The sequence below is a fragment of the Bacillus sp. z60-11 genome, assembly GCF_046464135.1.
Lineage (GTDB): Bacteria > Bacillota > Bacilli > Bacillales > Bacillaceae > Bacillus > Bacillus sonorensis_A.
In genome coordinates this window covers 72784-90870 of record NZ_JBIYSN010000007.1, presented here as the reverse complement: position 1 = coordinate 90870, position 18087 = coordinate 72784, and the positions used below count along the sequence as shown (strand labels likewise).

At 44.3% G+C, this 18087-nt stretch carries 15 protein-coding genes and 2 riboswitches; all 15 genes read right to left on the bottom strand.

Annotated elements, in window-relative coordinates; translation table 11 throughout:
* Nucleotide 1: 1 nt before the first annotated feature.
* The gene (purC, locus tag ACINLD_RS18430; protein ID WP_409445282.1) at nucleotides 2-718 is read right to left on the bottom strand and encodes a phosphoribosylaminoimidazolesuccinocarboxamide synthase; all 717 of its coding nucleotides are present in this window, start codon (nucleotides 716-718) and stop codon (nucleotides 2-4) included.
* 74 nt (nucleotides 719-792) lie between these two features.
* The gene (gene purB / locus ACINLD_RS18425) at nucleotides 793-2088 is read right to left on the bottom strand and encodes an adenylosuccinate lyase (protein ID WP_026589694.1); all 1296 of its coding nucleotides are present in this window, start codon (nucleotides 2086-2088) and stop codon (nucleotides 793-795) included.
* Nucleotides 2085-3227, bottom strand: a complete 1143-nt coding sequence (gene purK / locus ACINLD_RS18420; RefSeq protein WP_409445292.1) for a 5-(carboxyamino)imidazole ribonucleotide synthase — start codon at nucleotides 3225-3227, stop codon at nucleotides 2085-2087. The genes purB and purK overlap by 4 nt, the downstream gene beginning before the upstream one ends.
* Nucleotides 3220-3708 (bottom strand): 5-(carboxyamino)imidazole ribonucleotide mutase, encoded by a 489-nt coding sequence (purE, locus tag ACINLD_RS18415; protein WP_026589696.1) that lies wholly within the window; start codon nucleotides 3706-3708, stop codon nucleotides 3220-3222. Before purE ends, purK begins: the two co-directional genes overlap by 8 nt.
* A 135-nt stretch (nucleotides 3709-3843) precedes the next feature.
* A riboswitch (purine riboswitch) is annotated at nucleotides 3844-3945 on the bottom strand.
* Nucleotides 3946-4024: 79 nt separating this feature from the next.
* Nucleotides 4025-4222, bottom strand: coding sequence for an NETI motif-containing protein (locus ACINLD_RS18410; protein ID WP_026589697.1), 198 nt, complete (start codon nucleotides 4220-4222; stop codon nucleotides 4025-4027).
* A complete protein-coding gene (locus tag ACINLD_RS18405) occupies nucleotides 4222-4776 on the bottom strand; it encodes a DUF2179 domain-containing protein (RefSeq protein WP_077735367.1) in 555 nt (184 codons plus the stop codon). The genes ACINLD_RS18410 and ACINLD_RS18405 overlap by 1 nt, the downstream gene beginning before the upstream one ends.
* Before the next feature lie 264 nt (nucleotides 4777-5040).
* On the bottom strand, nucleotides 5041-5796 hold the full coding sequence (locus tag ACINLD_RS18400; RefSeq protein WP_026589699.1) for a hypothetical protein: 756 nt from the start codon (nucleotides 5794-5796) through the stop codon (nucleotides 5041-5043).
* Nucleotides 5797-6009: 213 nt separating this feature from the next.
* Nucleotides 6010-7332 (bottom strand): NCS2 family permease, encoded by a 1323-nt coding sequence (locus ACINLD_RS18395; RefSeq protein WP_026589700.1) that lies wholly within the window; start codon nucleotides 7330-7332, stop codon nucleotides 6010-6012.
* Nucleotides 7333-7465: 133 nt separating this feature from the next.
* Nucleotides 7466-7567: riboswitch (purine riboswitch) on the bottom strand.
* 335 nt (nucleotides 7568-7902) lie between these two features.
* The gene (locus tag ACINLD_RS18390; RefSeq protein WP_409445281.1) at nucleotides 7903-9129 is read right to left on the bottom strand and encodes an MDR family MFS transporter; all 1227 of its coding nucleotides are present in this window, start codon (nucleotides 9127-9129) and stop codon (nucleotides 7903-7905) included.
* Nucleotides 9130-9194: 65 nt separating this feature from the next.
* Complete coding sequence (locus ACINLD_RS18385; protein WP_236251156.1) at nucleotides 9195-10403, bottom strand: pyridoxal phosphate-dependent aminotransferase; 1209 nt, start codon at nucleotides 10401-10403, stop codon at nucleotides 9195-9197.
* A gap of 47 nt (nucleotides 10404-10450) precedes the next feature.
* Nucleotides 10451-11335, bottom strand: a complete 885-nt coding sequence (locus tag ACINLD_RS18380; RefSeq protein WP_236251157.1) for an isocitrate lyase/phosphoenolpyruvate mutase family protein — start codon at nucleotides 11333-11335, stop codon at nucleotides 10451-10453.
* Entirely contained in the window at nucleotides 11292-12560 is a 1269-nt protein-coding gene (locus tag ACINLD_RS18375) for an ATP-grasp domain-containing protein (RefSeq protein ID WP_077735368.1), read from the bottom strand. The genes ACINLD_RS18380 and ACINLD_RS18375 overlap by 44 nt, the downstream gene beginning before the upstream one ends.
* Nucleotides 12523-13785 carry an ATP-grasp domain-containing protein gene (locus tag ACINLD_RS18370; RefSeq protein ID WP_026589704.1) on the bottom strand — a complete coding sequence of 421 codons (1263 nt, stop codon included), beginning with the start codon at nucleotides 13783-13785 and terminating at the stop codon, nucleotides 12523-12525. The genes ACINLD_RS18375 and ACINLD_RS18370 overlap by 38 nt, the downstream gene beginning before the upstream one ends.
* Nucleotides 13786-14142: 357 nt before the next feature.
* The gene (gene guaA, locus ACINLD_RS18365; RefSeq protein ID WP_026589705.1) at nucleotides 14143-15684 is read right to left on the bottom strand and encodes a glutamine-hydrolyzing GMP synthase; all 1542 of its coding nucleotides are present in this window, start codon (nucleotides 15682-15684) and stop codon (nucleotides 14143-14145) included.
* A 175-nt stretch (nucleotides 15685-15859) separates the two neighbouring features.
* Complete coding sequence (locus ACINLD_RS18360; RefSeq protein WP_026589706.1) at nucleotides 15860-18085, bottom strand: DUF4129 domain-containing transglutaminase family protein; 2226 nt, start codon at nucleotides 18083-18085, stop codon at nucleotides 15860-15862.
* Nucleotides 18086-18087: the final 2 nt, after the last annotated feature.

Sequence of the window (18087 nt, the reverse complement as noted above, 5' to 3'; positions counted from 1 at the left end):
ATTACATGCCTCCAAGTCTTTTGAAAATTTCTTCGTATGCATCAGTCAATCCGCCTAAATTTCTTCTGAACACGTCTTTATCAAGCTTTTCATTCGTTTCTTTATCCCAAAGCCGGCACGTATCCGGGGAAATCTCGTCGGCCAGCAGAACCTCACCCATAGCATCAAGCCCGAACTCAAGCTTGAAATCTATCAATCTCACATCACAGGCGGCGAAGATTTGCTGAAGCTCTTCATTGACCTGTCTGGTTATCAATTTGATGTTTTCCACCTGCTCAGGCTCAGCCGCTTGCAAAATCCGAATATGATCCTCTGTGATCAGCGGGTCGCCGAGCGAGTCATCCTTATAATAGAACTCGATGATCGGCTCTTTCAGCTCGGTGCCCTCCGGAATGCCGAGGCGTTTGGACATGCTGCCCGCTACGACATTGCGGACGACGACTTCAAGCGGGATAATCTTCACTTTTTTGATGAGCTGTTCGGTTTCAGATATTCGTTTTACAAAATGATTGCTGATTCCCTTCTCGTGAAGCCTTGTGAAAATCAGGCTGGAAATTTCATTATTCAAGCGGCCTTTTCCGTCAATCTCCGCTTTTTTTTCTCCGTTAAAAGCCGTTGCTGAGTTTTTGTACTCGACAAACAGAACATTGTCATCATCGGTCAGATAAATCTTTTTCGCTTTTCCTTCGTATAAAAGTTCATTTTTCACAATATTCACAGAAGGCCTCCTAACCCGAATGTTGGAAATATTTCAGCTCTTAGACCCCCGCCTGAAAAAGGCGGGCGTCTATTCTATGCCAAACCTAAACGCTCAAAGATGAAGTCGACGTTTTTTAAATGATAATTGTAGTCAAAGCAGTCATTAATCTGTTCTGGAGTCAGGCGTGACGTAATTTTTTCCTCAGCTTCGACAAGCTGGCGGAACGGCACTTGTTTCTCCCATGCTTCCATCGCTTTCGGCTGCACGGTGTCATACGCTTCCTCACGCGCCATGCCGGTATCAATGAGAGCGAGAAGGACGCGCTGAGAGTAGATCAAGCCGAGTGTACGATCCATGTTGCGCTTCATGTTTTCAGGAAACACGGTCAAGTTTTTGACGATGTTGCCGAAGCGGTTCAGCATATAGTTCAGCGCGATCGTTGCATCAGGCAAAATGATGCGCTCCGCTGATGAATGGGAAATATCGCGCTCATGCCAAAGCGGTACATTTTCGTAAGCCGTCAGCATGTAGCCGCGGATGACGCGGGCCATTCCCGTCATGTTTTCCGAGCCGATCGGATTGCGCTTATGCGGCATCGCGGATGAACCTTTTTGGCCTTTTGCGAAAAATTCCTCTACCTCGCGCGTTTCGCTTTTTTGCAGGCCGCGGATCTCAACGGCGAATTTCTCGATGCTTGTCGCCACCAGTGCAAGGGCGGCCATGTAGTCGGCGTGGCGGTCACGCTGCAGTGTCTGTGTGGATATCGGCGCAGCTTTTAGGCCGAGCTTCTCACATACGTATTGTTCAACGAATGGGTCGATGTTCGCGTACGTTCCGACGGCACCTGAGATTTTGCCGACTTCGATGCCTTCTTTCGCTTGCTTGAAGCGTTCGAGGTTGCGTTTCATTTCTTCATACCAGAGAGCAAGCTTCAAACCGAATGTCGTCGGTTCTGCGTGCACGCCGTGTGTACGCCCCATCATCACCGTATATTTATGTTCTGTCGCTTTTTCTTTTAAGATGTCAATAAATCTCTCAAGATCCTTGAGCAAAATGTCGTTCGCCTGTTTTAATAGGTAGGAAAGAGCGGTATCGACAACATCTGTTGAAGTGAGTCCGTAGTGAACCCATTTTTTCTCTTCGCCAAGCGTTTCGGACACGGCGCGGGTAAAGGCGACGACATCATGGCGTGTGTCCTGCTCGATTTCGAAAATGCGGTTGATGTCAAATGACGCGTTTTCCCGCAGAACCTTCACATCTTCTTTCGGAATCACGCCAAGCTCCGCCCATGCTTCACATGCCAAAATTTCAACTTCAAGCCATGCTTTGAATCTGTTTTCATCCGTCCAAATCGCGGCCATTTCCGGTCTTGAATAACGTTCGATCATTGTTTTCGTCCTCCATCTCTTTCGATCCACTTTTCGGTGATGCTCTCGATCCATTCCTGATCGGGTTTTCTTAAAAATGTGATATGCCCCATCTTGCGGCCTTGTTTCACTTCATGTTTTCCGTATATATAAAGCTTTGCTTCTTTTAAAAGCTCCGGGTCTTCTTCTGCCATGTACACTTCATCACCAAGCAGGTTGACCATCATCCCTTCTTTGAGAAGGTCTGTTTTCCCGAGCGGCAGTCCGCAAACAGCCCGGATATGCTGTTCAAACTGGCTTGTTTCGCACAGATCGAGTGTATAATGGCCCGAATTGTGCGGACGCGGCGCAAGCTCGTTGACGAGCAGCCCGCCGTCTTCCTTTAGGAAAAGCTCGACAGCAAGCGTTCCGACGAGCTGAAGCTTCTCCGCAAGCTTAAGTGCGAGTGATGCGGCTTTTTCCTGAATTGCATCATCGATTCTTGCCGGGACGATGCTTTGGAACAAAATGTTGTGCTTATGGATATTTTCGGCTGCGGGAAATACGGCTGTTTCTCCATTTACAGATCTCGTCACGATGACGGACAATTCCATTTTGAAAGGAACCCAGCTTTCCAAAATGCATGTAACATGCTGCAAGAGAGCGGCAGCCTCTTTGATTTGTGCCTCACTCTTGATCACATGCTGGCCTTTTCCGTCATATCCGCCGCGGCATGTTTTCAACACTGCGGGAAGCTCGAGCTCTGCCACGGCTGCTTCAAGCTCAGCATCATCGCGAATGATCCTGTACGGCGCCACTTTGCAGCCTGCTGATTCAATCGCTTTTTTCTCCGTCTCCCTGTTTTGCGTAAGGAGCAAAAGCTCGCTTCCCTGAGGAAGATAAGCATTTTCCTTTAGCCAGTTCAAGGCGTCATAGTCGATGTTCTCAAATTCATAGGTAATGACATCGCTCACTTCGGCCAGCTTCTTTATCGCTTCTTTATCATTGTAAGCCGCGGTGATTTCAATATCGGCGATCTGTCCGCAAGGCGAAGAAGGTACCGGGTCAACCACCGCGATCTTATATCCCATCTGTTTTGCGGCGACCGCCATCATTTTTCCAAGCTGTCCGCCGCCGATAATACCGATTGTTGCACCAGGGAAAATCGTCTGTTTATACAAGCTGATCACTGCTTTCCAAAACGGTTTGTCGAGTGTGTTCTCTTCGCTCATCCAAAACGCGAGCTATTTTCTCATCAAAAGCGGAGATCATCTGTGCCGCAAGCAGACCGGCGTTGACCGATCCGGCTTTTCCGATCGCAACGGTTGCCACCGGAACGCCTCCGGGCATTTGCACAATCGATAAAAGCGAATCCATGCCGTTCAGGGCCTTTGACTGGACAGGGACGCCGATAACAGGCAGCGTCGTTTTGGCTGCGACCATTCCCGGGAGGTGAGCGGCGCCCCCCGCTCCGGCGATGATCACTTTCAAGCCTCTCTCCCGCGCTCGTTCGGCATATTCAAACATTAAATCAGGCGTCCGGTGCGCGGACACGACCTTTTTTTCAAACGGAATCCCAAGTTCCTCGAGTATGCCGCAAGCATGCTTCATCGTTTCCCAGTCGGATGTGCTTCCCATAATAACGCCAACAAGAGGCTCCATATTATTGTCCCACCTTTAGCTGTCTTTTTTGCAAACAAAAAGCCCGGCATGTATTGCATTTGTAGGAAGCAACACAAACCGGGCATGGCGCGTGTATCGTCAGTTAGTCCGCTTCTCCGCGTTTTCCATGTCAGTTTATTGTCCACTTTCCTGCATAGTCCGATGATTTACGGTCATCGGGTAGAGACTTATGGGCCATATTCCCAAGATTATATGAGGTTCGTGTTTTCATGTCATGTTTATCTTAACAACGGACTGTTATAATGTCAACGACATTATCGAACGATAGTATATTTTGTTGTTTTAATGTTCGGGTTTAGAGTAATTTCCCTTCAAATATAATTTTTCTTCCGCACGGAACGGCCTGAATCGTTCCATTTTCTTTCTTTTCTTTGAATACCGGTTCCTCCATCCGGCGAACCGGTGTGTAGCCTTCTTGCTGCATCCGGTTCAACACGGTGTCGATCGTTTCCCCTTCCGCCACTTCAAAGCGTTTTTTCTTCGGCTTTGTCATCACTCTTTAATTCTCCTTTTCTTTACGGCTTTGACCCAGAAGCCGCCGTGTATCGTTTTCGGTTCATAGGAAATGATAAACGCCTTCGAGTCGATTGATTTGATGGTTTCGTACAATTGCAGCTCATACTTTCTCGGCGTCAAAATTTGCATCGCCGTTCTGTCTCCTTCAAGTCCGCCGACGACCCAGTGGGTGACGCCGTAGCCTTTTTCCCGAAGCTGTTTCGGAAGATCAAGATCGAGCTCTTTCGTAATCGCATTGACTGTAATATAGCCCAATGCGAGCTTTTCTTCAATTTTTGTGCCGACGATGATGCCTATCCCGAATCCGACTGCATAAGCGATCACGTTTTGGATTTGATTTAGATTATCTAAAACCAGTCCAAGCCCGACGACATAAACCAGCATTTCAATTGTCCCGATAAAAGCGGCCAGATACCGCTGACCTTTTAGTGTCAGTATCATTCGAAGGGTTAAAAATGTTACATATATAATATTGATAACCAGAATAATGCCAACCATACTCACAGCGTGTATAAATGCCGTGTGAAGCATTTGCAATCCCTCCTTTAGATCGAAAGCAATCATATTCTACTAGAGAAATTCAGCGTATACAATCCTGTAATGGCCCTGCTTCACCACAAAATTTTTCGACAATCGCAAAAGCCGGCCCGCATACGATTCAGTTTACCCTTAATCAAGCCGATTCAAATCTTTTCCGCCGATAAAAAGGCGCACGCAATCGCCCGGTCATATGGGTTCAGTGAACTGTGATCACCATAAAAAAAAGCCGGTTCCATAGGAACCAGCTTTAGTCGATTAAACCGGAATAAGCGATGACAGCAAATAGCCGGCCATGAATTTCCATGTTGCGCCGACAAATACCAATTCAATCAGCAAAACCGCGAAGACGCAGTACATCAAATCCGCCCGCTTTTTATCGCTTTTTTCATAAACCGATTGAATCAGCACAAATGCGCCGAATGTCAGCCCCAAAAACATCAAAATCGACAAAATCACCGTCATCGTTGTAAAATTGATGATCGCAAAAATCATCCAGAAAGCCGCGGGTATGATAAACGGTACTAAAAGAGAACCGAATTTCGCCGCCGTTTCATAAAAAGAGATGTTAACCCTCATCATAAACCTTGCTGCAGCCCAGATGGCCGCGACCACCCAGAACATGAAGATCATGCAGTATAGGAAAACAACAAAAAACACTTCAAAAAACGGCACATTCACACCGAAGCCGAGAACCCTGCCCCTGCCCGCCAGAAGCTGATAAAAGTTTCCGAGGGAAAAGAAGACAGCCAAAAGCATCATCGAAATAACGGAATATTTAAAATAAGTCCGGTCATGCTCATCTGCTGCACGTACAGGAGATTTCAAGACATCAAGCACAAAGCTGAAATAGCGGAACAAAGCAGCAATGACGCTTTGGAGAATCCTTTTGGCTTTTGACGCCGATGGATTTGGCTCCTTGCTTTTCCTCGTCTTCCGCGCATTTCTCGACATCCGTGATGCGGGTTCTTGTTCTATATCTTCTTCATTTCTTTTATGCTGTTCTTCAATCATATAAGCAACTCCTATCTATTCAAAAGCTTTACATCAATGAAAAGCACTTATATAAATTACATAAGCTGTTTAAAACAGTCAAGCCAAACCCATTCTTATCATAAGTGCTGCCGCCTTTATATATGACGAAAAACAAGAATCAAAGGTTCCACTTTTCATTTTTTTCCACATAAAAAAAGCCCCCGTGTAAACGAGGGCTATTCCGCTTCCTTTTTATTTCAGGAAAATAAAGTAACAGATGAACACGACAAACAGTCCGTACATAATCGGATGGATGTCTTTCGCTTTGCCTTTCATGATCATCGTGATCGGATAGAAAATAAATCCGATGGCGATCCCTGTGGCGATGCTGTAAGTCAGCGGCATCGCGATCATCGTTAAAAAGGCGGGAACAGCAATTTCAAATCTGCTCCATTCAATTTTATTGAGATTCGCCACCATCAGCACACCGACGATGATTAAAGCGGGCGCTGTCACATTCGAAGTGATGACGCTGAGAACCGGTGAAAAGAACAGCGACAATAAAAACAGCACACCCGTGACAACCGCTGCGAAACCGGATCTTGCCCCGGCAGCAACCCCGGCGCTAGATTCGATATATGACGTCGTTGTCGACGTTCCGAGGATTGCTCCGGCAACGGTCGCAGTCGAATCGGCAAGCAATGCTCGGCCTGCACGCGGCAGCTTGTTGTCTTTCATCAAACCGGCCTGTGAGGCAACACCAACCAATGTACCGGCAGTATCAAAAAAGTCGACGAATAAAAACGTTAAAATAACAACGAGCATCTGGATCGAAAAAACGTCAGGAAGATGCATAAAAGCCTGTCCAAATGTCGGCGCAAGACTCGGAACAGCGCCAACGATTTTCTCAGGCACGTCAATCAGGCCAAACATCATGCCGACAACGGCTGTGATCAGCATTCCGAAGAAAATCCCGCCATTGACGCGGAGGACCATTAAAATGACGGTAATGACCAAGCCAAATACAGTCAGCAGAACAGGGCCTGAATGAATATTTCCAAGAGCTACCACTGTATCGGGATTGGCAACGATAATTTTTGAACCTTGCAGACCAACGAAAGCGATAAACAGCCCGATTCCCGCCCCGACGGCCATTTTCAGCTCATACGGAATCGAGTTGATGATTTTTTCCCTCAGCCCTGACAGGGAAAGAACGATGAAAATAAGACCGGAAACCATAACACCGGCCAGCGCCGTCTGCCATGGAATCTGCATCGTTAAAATAACAGAAAAAGCAAAGAACGCGTTAAGCCCCATTCCCGGCGCAAGCGCAATCGGATATTTGGCTAATATCCCCATCACAAAACAGCCGATGGCCGCCGCAACAGCCGTAGCCGTGAAAACGGCGCTTTGATCCATTCGCAAAGCATCGGGAAAGTCTTGCACAGATGCCAGCGAAAGTGTGAGCGGATTGACGATCAAAATATATGCCATGGACAAAAATGTGGTGAGTCCGCCAATCATTTCTCTCCGATAGTTCGTACCCAATTCTTCAAACTGAAAGTAACGCTTCAAAATGGTATACTCCTCTCGATTTTCTGTCGTTTTTATTGTTTCATAAAGCTTTGTATTTAAACAAAAAACGCCCCAATTGGCGGGACGCTTGACTACGGCATATTTCATACTGAAAAAATGTATTTTTCACGAACAAAATAGTGTATACAAGCGTAGTCAAGCTATTTACGGTAGCTTGGTAGAAACTTATGGGCCATATCCCCATGATTATACGACAAGTCTTTTTTGAATTACTATACTATTGTAACAATACCTAACGCGGAACACAATACAAAAAACGAACATTAATACAAATAATATTCTCTTCGTTCGCTATTTTTCCATATTCTTACCGATGTACTTGTTATCATAAAAAAAGCCAGAACAGACCAAAAGCGCTTTAGACTGTTTACCAAACGGTTTAAAGCTATTCTTTTAAAATTAACAGAGTCTTATCCGAATAAGATAAATGGTAACCTCTTTGCCGTCAGTGAAAATATCCTTCCTGTCTCACGAAGAATCAATTTCATTTTCCACTTTCTCGGTGTTCCAAGAAAAAAAGCCTTTAAACCAATGTTTAAAGACTTCATTTTACATTCTATGTGATTCTGTAACATCGGCATTTGAACGTCTGCTCTGATCAAGATGCTTTTTGGCCAAAAATAAAGCTGGAATTCCCGAGGCTGTCGTTACAAACAAGATGAAGAATATATAAATAGACCCGTTCACCCCAAAATAGGAAAGAAGAAAACCGCCCAGCCATGGGCCAATCACATTTCCTAAACGGTTAAAGCCTGTTGCCCCAAAATATGTTCCTTTTAAACCTGGTTTTGCAATTTCATCCACCAACATATCAACCATTGAAAAAATCAAAACTTCCCCTATTGTGAAAAATATAACGATAATACCCCATATGACTGGATTAACTGAAAATGAAAAGAATAATAAACTGAAACTAATCAATATATTCCCCAGAATAATTGAATGAATCGGCGGAAACTTTTTCATGGTATTCACAATCGGATATTGAACGAGCAAAACAACAATTGCATTCAGAACCAAAAGCCATGAAAATACGGTCACCCCATCCTCCATTTTTGCGGCAAAATATTGGGGCAATGTTGTGGAAAAATGTGCGTATCCGGATATTGATAAAATCACTCCAAATAATGTGATAAGAAACACTTTGTCTTTTCTTATCACATGAAAAGCCGTAGCAATCGTCGTTTTATCTTCTTTTCGGTTATTCTCACCTATGTTAAATTTCCGAAATGAAAATATGAGGGACAGACCGTAAAGAAAATATGTAAGACCTGCGATCAGAAAAGGGAGAGCCGTTTTGGCGGCTCCCAGACGAAGGCCTATAAGCGGTCCAAAAACCACGCCTATATTGATCGCAGTATATCGCAAATTAAACATCTTCAAACGGTTTTCTTCTTTGCTTATATCTGATAACAAGGCTCTAGATGCCGGTTCAAAGATTGATTGGCACAGCCCGTTAAGCACATTGATGACAAAAAATGCAAGTACACTATCCGCAAAAACAAAGCTCACAAAAACAAATGCCCAACAAAATACAGATGTTATCATCACAATTTTTCTGCCAAAAAGATCCGATAAATAGCCTCCGTAAAAGCTCATTACAATCCCAGCCAGAGAACTTACCGATACAATGATGCCGGTCAAAGCTGGAGATACACCTTTGACTTGTGTAAGGTATATAGAAAGGAAAGGAATGCTCATTGAAACTGACATTCTGCTAAACAATGTTCCCAAAATGATATTCCAGCCCACCGGATGAATCCTGAATTGTTTCATTTTAAAAAAACCACCTGCCTGAACATTAGGTGCTGATTAGAAGGAGTGTTTTGGATGCCGGCCTGTTATACCTTAATGGCCAGCTGAGTTGTAAAGTTCTTTATTCTTTTCAACGCTTCTGTAATAAGATCCTTTGGAATTGCAAAATTCAAGCGGATGTTATTACGCTCTCCAAATGCTGTACCGGGAACAGCTGAAACATGCTGTTTTTCCAGCAGCAGATGGCAAAATGTCTCCGCATCAACGATTGTTTGATCTTCATATGTTGTTCCGATAAATCGCGAAACATTCGGAAATGCATAAAAGGCCCCATTTGGTTTGGCACAGCGGATACCCTGAATATGATTTAAACCCTCGACCAACAGATCACGTCTCTTTTTGTATTCTTCGACCAGAGACTGATCAAAACCGTTTAAAGCCGCTATGCCCGCATATTGAGAAATCGTTGACGGGCTACCTGTAGCATGGCTTTGAAAGCTGGCAATTGCTTCTGCTATATCCGCCGGGGCAGCGATATATCCAAGCCGCCATCCAGTCATTGCAAACACTTTAGAAAAACCATTCGTTAAGATAGTCCGGTCTTGTAATTCGGGAAAAAGGAACGGCAAGCTGACATGCTTGCCCTCGTACACAAACTGATCGTAGATCTCATCAGAAATAATAAAAATGTTCTTATAATCCTTTAACACATTTCCGATCTCTTTCAATTCGTCTTCAGAATAAACGGACCCTGTCGGATTATTAGGAGATGTAATAACGACAGCTTTTGTTTTAGGGGAAATCGCTGCTGCAAGCTTCTCCGGCGTCATTTTAAAATCAGTCGTTTCATCACATCTTACAATTACAGTCACTGCTCCCGACAGTTTGATTTGCTCTGGATAAGACACCCAGTAAGGGGATGGGAGAACCACTTCATCACCTTGATCACAAATTGCTTGAAAAACATTATATAACGGCTGTTTTCCCCCGGCTGATGCAATAATTTGATTCGGACTGTACTTAATTCCACGTTCATGCAACAAGTATTGTGCAATGGATGCTCTTAATTCAATCAGTCCTGTTGCCGGTGTATATCCGGTTTGGCCATTCACTATCGCTTGGATTCCTGCATGTGAAGCTTTTAATGGCGGCTGAAGATCCGGTTCACCTACACTCATATTAATCATATCTTTACCTTCTTTTATCATCATTTTCGTTTTGGCATTTAATGACATTGTAGCCGAAGGTTTGATATTCATGACTCTGTCAGATAATCTTTTATTCAATCGGAACACCTCCAGTTCTTATATATGGACATGCTAAAAAGTCAGAATAGAAAACCTTAAGTAGCCGGCTGTTTATGGATCAAACGCTCGAGCTGCTTCATCCCCGGTACGTCTTGAATATCAAATATTTCCTTGACACTCACTATGTCTTCTTCAACCTGCAAAGACGATTTATTGTTAATAATGCTTTCGAATGTATCATTTATAGCCTTAACAGAAGCACGCAAAGCCTGATTGGCATAGATGGAAACCTTCACTCCCAATTCCTCCAACTGTTCCATTGAGAGCGTCGGATATTTAGTCGGAACCACAACCAACGGTGCATCAACATCCCAATTGTTAACAAATTCAATAATCTCATCAGGCGATTGTTCTTTTGAATGAATTAAAATCGCATCTGCTCCCGCTTGAACATATGCTTTTGCTCTTGTATAAGCTTCTTCTTGACCCAATTTAGCAATTAAAGCTTCGACACGCGCAATCAATACAAAATCGTCATTTTGCTGAGCCATCTTTGCGGCTCTAATTTTTTCGCAAAATTCTTCAGTACTGACAAGAAGCTGTTGTCTATCGTCAAATGAATTTAATTTCGGATATACTTTATCTTCAATACAAACCCCGGCAATACCGGCAGCTTCATATTTTTTGATCATGCGGGTGACATTATGAATATTCCCGTATCCAGAATCACAGTCTGCTATGACCGGCAAATTGCATGATTCATTCATAATAACGGCAGCTTCAAGAAATTCAGTCATCGTTAATATACTGGCATCAGGTACAGTTTGCACAGCAGAGATTCCCAAACCGCTTGCCCATATGGCATTAAATCCGTTTTTCTCTGCTAATTTAGCGCTTAAGCCGTCATGAGCTCCCGCTACTTTCACCAATCCTTGACTATTTAAAGCGTTCCTCAAAATAGCTGATTTTCTGTTTCTCATCATCATTCTCCCCTTCACCTATGATTATTTTTATCTTGTCAACCGCATTATGTAATGCGTCATTGACTTCTCGCTCATTTTTCCCCTTTACAATCACCCATCCTGCTCTATCGTAGCTGTTTTTGATCGGCCCGATCGTATCACCAACATTGCAATTTATATGAAAATCGACTAAATTCCCCATCCTTTTCAGCTCACCTAGTCCTTCGATCGCGCTTACAACCCCTTGATTCGTTTCTAAAAAGCGAACGGCGCACACTTCATTTTGGGCAAGCTTACTTTCCGGTTGATATGGGACGCCCGCCAGTTCAGCAAAAATAGGTGTGTGCATATCACATTTCATGGCGATTTCGGTTATGGTCACTATGTTGTCTCCGCCATAGCGGGTGTGCACCTCACCTACCACAAATCCTTTATTTGTGTGATATCCCTCAATATGCAAGGGGCCAAATACGATCCCAACAGCATGAACGACTTCCATGACCAGATCCTTATAAAAGTCCTGATATTTTTTTTGACCTTGATAAGGCGATATGTGCCCCAATTCCACGAACGTTCCAGGATAAAGCTGCTTTTCGGTTACACCAAATATTCCGACCTTGCCTTGGCAGACAACGGCTTCTATAGAAATTTCCTGTCCTTCTATAAACTCTTCAGCTAATATTGATTCCTCATCGTCATGCTTTGAACATTCTTTAAAACACGCCTCTATGTCTTCTTGTTTCTCAACTTTAATAACACCCACACTACCTTGCCGAGATCTCGGCTTTAAAATGATAGGATGTTCAGATTTGTGCCAAAAATCATATACTTCTTCCACATTCCTGCACAATTTAAAACCAGGAGAGCATAGTCCCGCCTTTTTTAAAAGCTGCCGCGTTTTATATTTATCAAGACAAGCTTGTACCACAGACGGAGGATTTCCTTTCAAATGAAAGGCTTGCTGAAGTTTAGATACATTGAATAAACCGGCTTCTTTGAAAGTAAATATGGCATCTAATGGCTCTTTGTCATGGATCTCTTTGGCGACTGAGAACAGATTCTCATCATTCGTATAATCTAAAACGATTTTTTGATCAGCTTCCTTTATTAAATGCTCATAATTTTTCAATGAAGCTTCTGTATCTCCCAATATGACGTCAAAACCAAGTTGCTTAGCCCGCTTAATGGCCCTTTCGATATGTGTTTCAGGAATCCCGACCAGGAACAGTCTCTTCCGTTCCATTGATGAAACACCTCACTTTGGATAAAGCATCTTCAGCATATGTGATCGCTTTTTCTGTATCCTCGGCTTCTGTGATGACATAAGCAATCCGGGAATCATGAAATTTTTCAGGCGGCAGGCCAACATTATCGCCCTGTTGTTTTTCTAAAACAAATTCAACGACCCCAGGCATGTCTTTGATCGATTCAACACCTTCCCACTTTTCTATCACACCCTCACGGTCTGCAATCAAAAATCGGACGCAGGCAGCTCTTCTTTTCGAAGCTACAAAGCTTATTTTTTCTCCTAATACCGCCAATAGGTTTGCGCGTGTTATATCTATACCTTTGGCTAGAGGAACCAAATGTGTAGTAATAAAGTCGCCACCTAGACGACCATTGATCTCTATAATCTTACATCCTTTTTCTGTGATCATGATCTCGGCATGAAAACCACAATGATCCAGCCCCAAAGCTTTTATCCCATCACTGGTGATATTGAACAATTCACGTTCGACATCTTCCGACAGCCTGGCGGGAAATGCATGCTGGTATTCTTCGAAATACCGATCCGTCCATTTTTCTGTAACACCTGCAAAGTGAATGACTCCATCGGAAATTACTCCCTCAATGCTGACTTCTTGTCCATTCATAAACTCTTCAACCAGATACTCGTTTTGATAAAAAGAAAACATTTTATCATTTTCTGGAATCGCAGCGTTTAACATGTCCTGATAGGCGTGATATAAATCTTCCGGCTTTTCTATTCGGAACACGCCTTTGCTTGCAGAAGCACCCACAGGCTTAATGATTAAGGGGTATTCCATCTCAACGCTGGCATGATATAATTCGTTCCAATTTGTAAACCTGTGATAATTTGGATGCGGAACTTGTGCATGGTTTAAACAATGACGCATCTTCCATTTATTCCGGGCCCGTTCCGCCGCTTCCACCGGACTGCCCTTCAGGTTAAATTCTTCGGCAGTCACCGCCACAGGCACCACATCTCTATCCCAAAATGTAATGACTCCGTCAAAAGGATTTTCTTTGGCCGCTTCCTTCAGAACAGGTATGGTCTCATCCATCTGATAAGTATTTGCGCAAATGTAATGATCAACCAACGGGTGCGACCAACCTGGAAGTTCTGGCCCAACAACAGAAACCTTTAAGCCTAAGTCTTTAGCAGTCTCAAGAGTAGAAATTTTCTTAATATAAGTAGCATTAAAAAATAAAATATGTTTGTTCATCCTTTGAGCCTCTTTCAGTATTTTTTTCTCCATTTCAAAAACCTTATCCTGAACCTGAAGCACTGAATGCAGAAGGTAAAAAATGACGCTCAACATTATTGAGGGCATCATTTTTTATCATTCTTTTCTAACAAAGAACCCCTTGAAAAATTAAAAACACTATCTACTTTAAATTGTATATATTTATACTATCATACATTATTTGTAATTCAATGAATATTTTATGAATTCGATTTTATTTGACAAATGAATAGATGATGCAGGCTGGTGAAAACTAGGGATGTAACAGTTTATTCGTTTAATATGTTTTATAAAAAAAGCCTCAAATCTTTATAAAAAGATTTGAGGCTTTTTTCATTATTCCCACTCAATTGTCGCAGGCGGCTTGCTCGTAATGTCGTAAACCACACGGTTAATGTGCTTCACTTCATTGACGATCCGTGTCGAGATTGTCTCAAGGACATCCCAAGGAATTCTCGCCCAGTCGGATGTCATGCCGTCAATCGATGTCACGGCGCGAATACCGATCGTATAGTCATAAGTTCTTGCGTCTCCCATGACGCCGACGCTGCGGATGTCAGGAAGGACCGTGAAGTATTGCCAAATATCTTTTTCAAGATCAGCTTTTGCGATTTCTTCGCGAAGAATCGCATCAGATTCACGGACGATTTCCAGTTTTTCTTCCGTTACCTCTCCCAAAACGCGGATGCCGAGACCCGGGCCTGGGAACGGCTGGCGCCAAACGATCTCATCAGGAATGCCGAGCTCTGTTCCAAGCGCGCGCACCTCATCTTTAAACAAGGTGTTCAGCGGTTCGATCAGTTGAAACTGCATGTCTTCCGGCAGTCCGCCGACATTGTGGTGCGACTTGATCGTCTGCGCCGTCGCGGTGCCGCTTTCGATGATGTCTGTGTAAAGCGTTCCCTGTGCAAGGAAATCGATCCCTTTCAGCTTGTCCGCTTCATCATCAAACACATAGATAAATTCATTGCCGATGATTTTGCGTTTTTGCTCAGGGTCTGAAACACCTTTCAGCTTGTTCAGGAAGCGGTCTTTCGCATCAACTTTAATCACGTTCATGTTGAAGCCTTCACTGAATGTTTTCATGACGCCGTCGGCTTCACCTTTGCGAAGAAGTCCGTGGTCGACGAAAATACAAGTCAGCTGATCGCCGATCGCTTTATGGATCAACACCGCAACAACGGATGAATCGACACCGCCGCTTAGCGCGCACAGCACTTGCTTGTCGCCGACTGTTTCGCGGATCTTTTGCATTTCAATTTCAATGAAGTTTTCCATTGACCATTCTCCGGCACATTCACAAACACCGAAAACGAAGTTTTTCAACAGATCATTTCCGTATTCCGAATGGCGCACTTCCGGATGGAACTGAACACCGTACCATTTCTTATCCTTCTTGCTCATCGCTGAATTCGGGCAGTGATGGCTTGTCGCATCAACAGTAAAGCCTTCTGGAACTTCGACAACTAAATCACCATGACTCATCCAGACGACTTGTTCGTTTGGAAGATCTTTGAACAGGTCTGGTTCACCTTCAATGTGAATGTTCGCTTTTCCGTATTCACGCTGACTTGCCGCCTCAACTTTTCCGCCGAGGTAATGAGTCATCAGCTGCATGCCGTAGCAGATGCCGAGAACAGGGATATCCAGGTCAAAAATCTTCTCGTCGCAGCGGAATGATCCTTCATCATAAACGCTGTTCGGCCCCCCGGACAAAATAATTCCTTTCGGATTCATTTCCTTGATTTCTTCTGCCGTCAACGTATGCGGATGAAGCTCACTGTATACACCAAACTCACGAATGCGGCGGGTAATCAGCTGATTATACTGACTTCCAAAATCCAATACAAGAATCATTTCATTTACTAATTTCGTCATGGTGTCACCTCTTTATCAAATTGTTTTTTGCACAGAAAAAATGGCGGCAGACATATGGCCGTCCTGCCCCCATTCGCGGGACTAAGGCTCGGGGCGCAGCCGAGCCTGCCAGCAAGTATATATAAGGGTTTTTAATATTCACTTATTCTAACAATAGGACAGAAAGCGGTCAAGACTATCTCCTTTTAATTAAATTTTCCCATAACTCCGCTGACTCATTCCAAAGTTCTCCTGCATTTTCCTTGCGATACAGGGCCCGTTCATAACGAAGGGTTAAAGCCGTCATATCATGGTTGCCTGAGCGCTCATCCACCGCTTTCGCGAACTCACGGAGGGTCTGCCCTTCCTGCTTGATGATGCCTTTCCGCTGCAGCTGGCGGATAAGCTCCTCATATGCTTTGAAGAAAACCGCGTCATCGCGCCGTTTTTTCAGCCTGGCGATGATGATGACCGGCATCCATTTGGAACGTGTATAGTACAAACCGGCCGCAAGTGCCAACAGGAGAAAAAGAGCGGCTGCACTGTATAAGAGAACGCTGTTATTGCCGCTGTTGGCGGCACCTGAATCGGCTTGAGCTTCTTTATGTTTTTCCTTCTGGTCGTTTTTTTGCGGGCTTTCCTGTTTTTTGGCGGTCTGCTGCTGTTCATCTGCGGCATTTTCTCGTTCTTCTTCCTTTTTTTCTGCTGCGGCGCCGCTATGGCCGTTCGACTGTTCGATGAACTGCTCAGGGTTGACAAAACCTTTCGTCGGTTCAAATGTCACCCAGCCCTGCCCTTGAAAATATACTTCGACCCAGGAGTGGGCATTATTGTTTGTCACTTCATACATATTGCGTTTCCGGTCGGCTGTCGCTCCGGCGTACTGTCCGGATGTATAGCCTTTCACCCAGCGCGCGGGTATTCCGGCCGAACGAAGGAGAACCGCCATGGCCGTTGAAAAATTGTCGCAATAGCCGATTTTCGTTTCAAATAAAAACTGATCGACATAGTCCTGATCCTTGTTCGGCACGGCAACGTCTTTTGTATCATACCTAAATTCGGAAGAACCGAGATAGTCTTCAATCGCTTTTGCTTTGTCATAGACATTATCTTGATCCTTTGTTAGCTTCCCGGCGAGATCTTTCACCCGGTCAGGAAGTGTGTCGGGAAGCTGAAGGTACTTTTCATGGCTGCTGCTCCACTCCTTCTCCGATTCGATCGTGACTTGTTTAAGCTTGTTCACATCAAAAATGGGTGCTTTATAGGTTAATGTATAGCTTTCAAGATTCTGAACATCAGCCCCCGTCTTGCCGGCCGGGACGATTTTCTCCGTGTTTTCGTTCATATGCAGCGGAACAAAAAAGTTGTTTAAGGTGATATGCGTCGTCCCGATCGGATAAAGAACATGGTTATACCGGTAAGAAGGCTCCATATCGATAACCGCTTTGTGTGTCTCTGTTTTCACATTTTTTTCAAACCATTGATAATCAAGCCTGTCCAGATCGAGCTGGATGGATGAACCCGATTTCTCATCTTCAATCCAGCCTTTCCCTGTATAATGGCTTTTCGTTTCCGCCCTGAAGTAGCTTCTTTCCGTTCCCTGCCATGTAAATACCCAGGAATCATCTTTAGAAAATGGGCCGCCCAATGCTTCATCATTTGTGCCATAGCCGACTCTGCTCTTTCCCGGCGAATCAAGACCGCCGTTTGCAGCCGTTTTGATGAATGGCACCGGGTCAGGCCATACTGGATCTGTCTTGGGTGCCACCGTCCCGATGCCCACACAGGCGGCAGTCAAAAGCAGCAGCGGGGCAAACCATTTTAAAAACACCGTTTTCGAGGTTTGCAGCCTTTCACCTTCCCTCATTCGTTCAAAATAAAGGAGTCCCAATAAAAGAAAGCCGAACAAAACGATCCGCACGATCGCCCCTGAGGCGTCAAACGGCGTAAACGTGTCGATAACCGCGATATAAACGACGGTCATCATAAAAAAGAAAAGAATTCGGCGCTGATAAATGACCCAATAATGCAGCAAATACACAAGCAGCCAAAGCAAAATGTAAAAGAGAAGCGTCCGAAACAACGGCGACATATCCCGCCACATCCCGGAGAAGATGTGGGAAAGATTCCGGCCGATGTCTTGCAGAAACAGCGTGATCCACGAAGGCGAAAATAAAGACCCGTCGTAAAAAATCCAATGAAGGGCAAACAAAATAAATCCGAGGCTGACCGGAAATCTGATAAACCATGAGACCCTGAAAAATGTAAGCGAAAAAACAAGAGCGATAAATAAAATGAAAAAGTACGTATGCCCCGTATCCGTAAAGTATTGCAAGGGACGGAGCCATTCCCAAAGCAGCATAAACGTTAATACATAAAAAAACAGCAAACCGACCCGGCTGTATTGTCTACCGGTCCTCATGG

Coding starts and splice junctions, on each gene's coding strand:
- purB (WP_026589694.1), bottom strand. CDS start 2,088: ATGATCGAACGTTATTCAAGACCGGAAATGGCCGCGATTTGGACGGAT.
- ACINLD_RS18410 (WP_026589697.1), bottom strand. CDS start 4,222: ATGACAAAGCCGAAGAAAAAACGCTTTGAAGTGGCGGAAGGGGAAACG.
- ACINLD_RS18360 (WP_026589706.1), bottom strand. CDS start 18,085: ATGAGGACCGGTAGACAATACAGCCGGGTCGGTTTGCTGTTTTTTTAT.
- guaA (WP_026589705.1), bottom strand. CDS start 15,684: ATGACGAAATTAGTAAATGAAATGATTCTTGTATTGGATTTTGGAAGT.
- ACINLD_RS18405 (WP_077735367.1), bottom strand. CDS start 4,776: ATGCTTCACACGGCATTTATACACGCTGTGAGTATGGTTGGCATTATT.
- ACINLD_RS18370 (WP_026589704.1), bottom strand. CDS start 13,785: ATGAACAAACATATTTTATTTTTTAATGCTACTTATATTAAGAAAATT.
- ACINLD_RS18375 (WP_077735368.1), bottom strand. CDS start 12,560: ATGGAACGGAAGAGACTGTTCCTGGTCGGGATTCCTGAAACACATATC.
- purE (WP_026589696.1), bottom strand. CDS start 3,708: ATGGAGCCTCTTGTTGGCGTTATTATGGGAAGCACATCCGACTGGGAA.
- ACINLD_RS18390 (WP_409445281.1), bottom strand. CDS start 9,129: ATGAAACAATTCAGGATTCATCCGGTGGGCTGGAATATCATTTTGGGA.
- ACINLD_RS18380 (WP_236251157.1), bottom strand. CDS start 11,335: ATGAGAAACAGAAAATCAGCTATTTTGAGGAACGCTTTAAATAGTCAA.
- ACINLD_RS18400 (WP_026589699.1), bottom strand. CDS start 5,796: ATGATTGAAGAACAGCATAAAAGAAATGAAGAAGATATAGAACAAGAA.